The organism is Streptomyces sp. NPDC006435, from assembly GCF_040612315.1.
GTDB lineage: Bacteria > Actinomycetota > Actinomycetes > Streptomycetales > Streptomycetaceae > Streptomyces.
Map to the genome: position 1 here is coordinate 1 of NZ_JBEXPY010000121.1, position 1,857 is coordinate 1,857.

The window sequence follows — 1,857 nt, forward strand, 5'->3', positions numbered from 1 at the left end:
ATCTTCGACCTCGTCGACTACGGCGTGGTCGGCGACCTCTTCCAGGTCGTCCCCCAGCTCACCGAGGAAGTCAACACCCGCAAGGGCTGACACCCCGGACCGCGGCGCCCCGTTCCCGGCGCCGCGCGGAGATCCACCCACCGGCCCCGCCGACGCTCCCCCGCGTCGGCGGGGCCGGTCGCGTACCGCGCGGGGCCGGGCTCCGCCCCGACGCGGCGCGCCACGGTGCGGTGCCGGGCGGTACGCTCACCCGGGGCACGGTAAAAGCACGGCAAAACGCGCTCGTCAAGCGGCTGTCCGGACCTCGTGGGCGATTCTTTTCGGACTTTCCCGCCCACCCGGGCCGCACGGCTCCTGCACCCCCTCCACCGGCCCTATGCTTCTACACGTCTGTAGAGCTCGGGTGCTTCCTCCGAATGTGCCCGTGCTCCCCCGCACCCCTCGTACGCACATAAGGGAGTGAACGCCGCCATGGTGTTCAAACGACTGCTCGGCTCGCTCGGCGTGGGCGGCCCCACCGTCGACACGGTCCTCGATCCCGGGGCGGTCGCCCCGGGCGGGCCGCTGTCCGGCCAGGTCCATCTCAAGGGCGGCAACGCCGACTTCGACATCGAGCACATCACGCTGGAGCTCGTCGCGCGGGTGGAGTCCGAGCACGAGGAGGGCGAGAGCGAGGGCGTCGTGGCCTTCGAGCGCCTCACCGTCGGCGGCGGCTTCCGGCTGGCCGAGGGCGAGCAGCGCAGCGTTCCGTTCTCGGTCGCCCTGCCGTGGGAGACCCCCATCACCGAGCTGTACGGGCAGGACCTGGGCATCGTCCTCGGCGTGCACACCGAACTGGCGGTGGCCGGGGCCAAGGACAAGGGCGACCTGGACCGGCTCACCGTCCGCCCGCTGCCGGTGCAGGAGGCCGTCCTGGAGGCGTTCGGCCGGCTCGGTTTCGGCTTCAAGTCCGCCGACCTGGAGTACGGGCACATCGGCGGCACCGGTCAGCAACTCCCCTTCTACCAGGAGATCGAGCTGTCCCCGGCGCCGCAGTACGCGCACGCGGTCAACGAGATCGAGGTCACCTTCCTCGCCTCGCCGGGCGGCATGGAGGTGGTCCTGGAGGCCGACAAGCGCGGCGGCCCCTTCTCCGACGGGCACGACGCGCTCAGCCGGTTCACCGTCCCGCACGACGGGGTGGAGCACCAGGACTGGACGGCGCTCGTGGACGGCTGGCTGCGGCAGCTGGTCGAGCACCGGTCGGCGTACGCGGCGGAATCCGCGTACGGGCACGACGGCCCGTACCCCGCGCAGCACGGAGGCCACTCCCACGACGGCGGCCACCGTTCCGGACCGGGCATCGGCACGGCCGTCGCGGTGGGCGCCGCCGGGCTCGCGGTCGGGGTCGTCGGCGGCATGGTCGCGGCCGAAGTCGTCGACGAGGTCGGGGACTTCCTCGAAGGCGACGACGAGGACGAGGACGACGACTGATGTTCGGGATCAGCGAACTCGCGATCATCCTGATCGTGGTCATACTCGTCCTGGGTGCCAAGCGGCTCCCCGACCTCGCCCGTTCCGCGGGCAAGTCGGCCCGCATCCTCAAGTCCGAGGCCAGGGCCATGAAGGACGCCCCGAACGGTGACGGGGAGACCTCGCAGCCCCATGTCATCCGGGGCGAGACCGTCGACCGCCGGGACGCCGAGGGCCCGAGGCCGGACACGGGACGGCCGCCGGGGCACGCCTGATCCACCGGCCGTCGGGCCGTCGAACCGCCAAGCCGTCGGGCCGCTCGTGCGAGCGGCCCCACCCCGGGGGGGCGGTGAGGCGCGAACACGGGGCGGCGCGCCCCAAACGCCGGTCCCAAAAACACTAACG

At 72.4% G+C, this 1,857-nt stretch carries 2 protein-coding genes; both read left to right on the forward strand.

Annotation, left to right across the window (positions count from 1 at the left end; all coding sequences use genetic code 11):
- Positions 1-471: 471 nt before the first annotated feature.
- Positions 472-1,473 (forward strand): sporulation protein, encoded by a 1,002-nt coding sequence (locus ABZZ04_RS39395; protein ID WP_356937053.1) that lies wholly within the window; start codon positions 472-474, stop codon positions 1,471-1,473.
- A complete protein-coding gene (locus ABZZ04_RS39400) occupies positions 1,473-1,727 on the forward strand; it encodes a twin-arginine translocase TatA/TatE family subunit (protein WP_356937054.1) in 255 nt (84 codons plus the stop codon). The genes ABZZ04_RS39395 and ABZZ04_RS39400 overlap by 1 nt, the downstream gene beginning before the upstream one ends.
- The last annotated feature ends 130 nt before the right edge of the window (positions 1,728-1,857 follow it).

Excerpts from the sequence above, each read along its gene's own strand:
- ABZZ04_RS39395 (WP_356937053.1), top strand. The coding sequence starts at position 472 with ATGGTGTTCAAACGACTGCTCGGCTCGCTCGGCGTGGGCGGCCCCACC.
- ABZZ04_RS39400 (WP_356937054.1), top strand. The coding sequence starts at position 1,473 with ATGTTCGGGATCAGCGAACTCGCGATCATCCTGATCGTGGTCATACTC.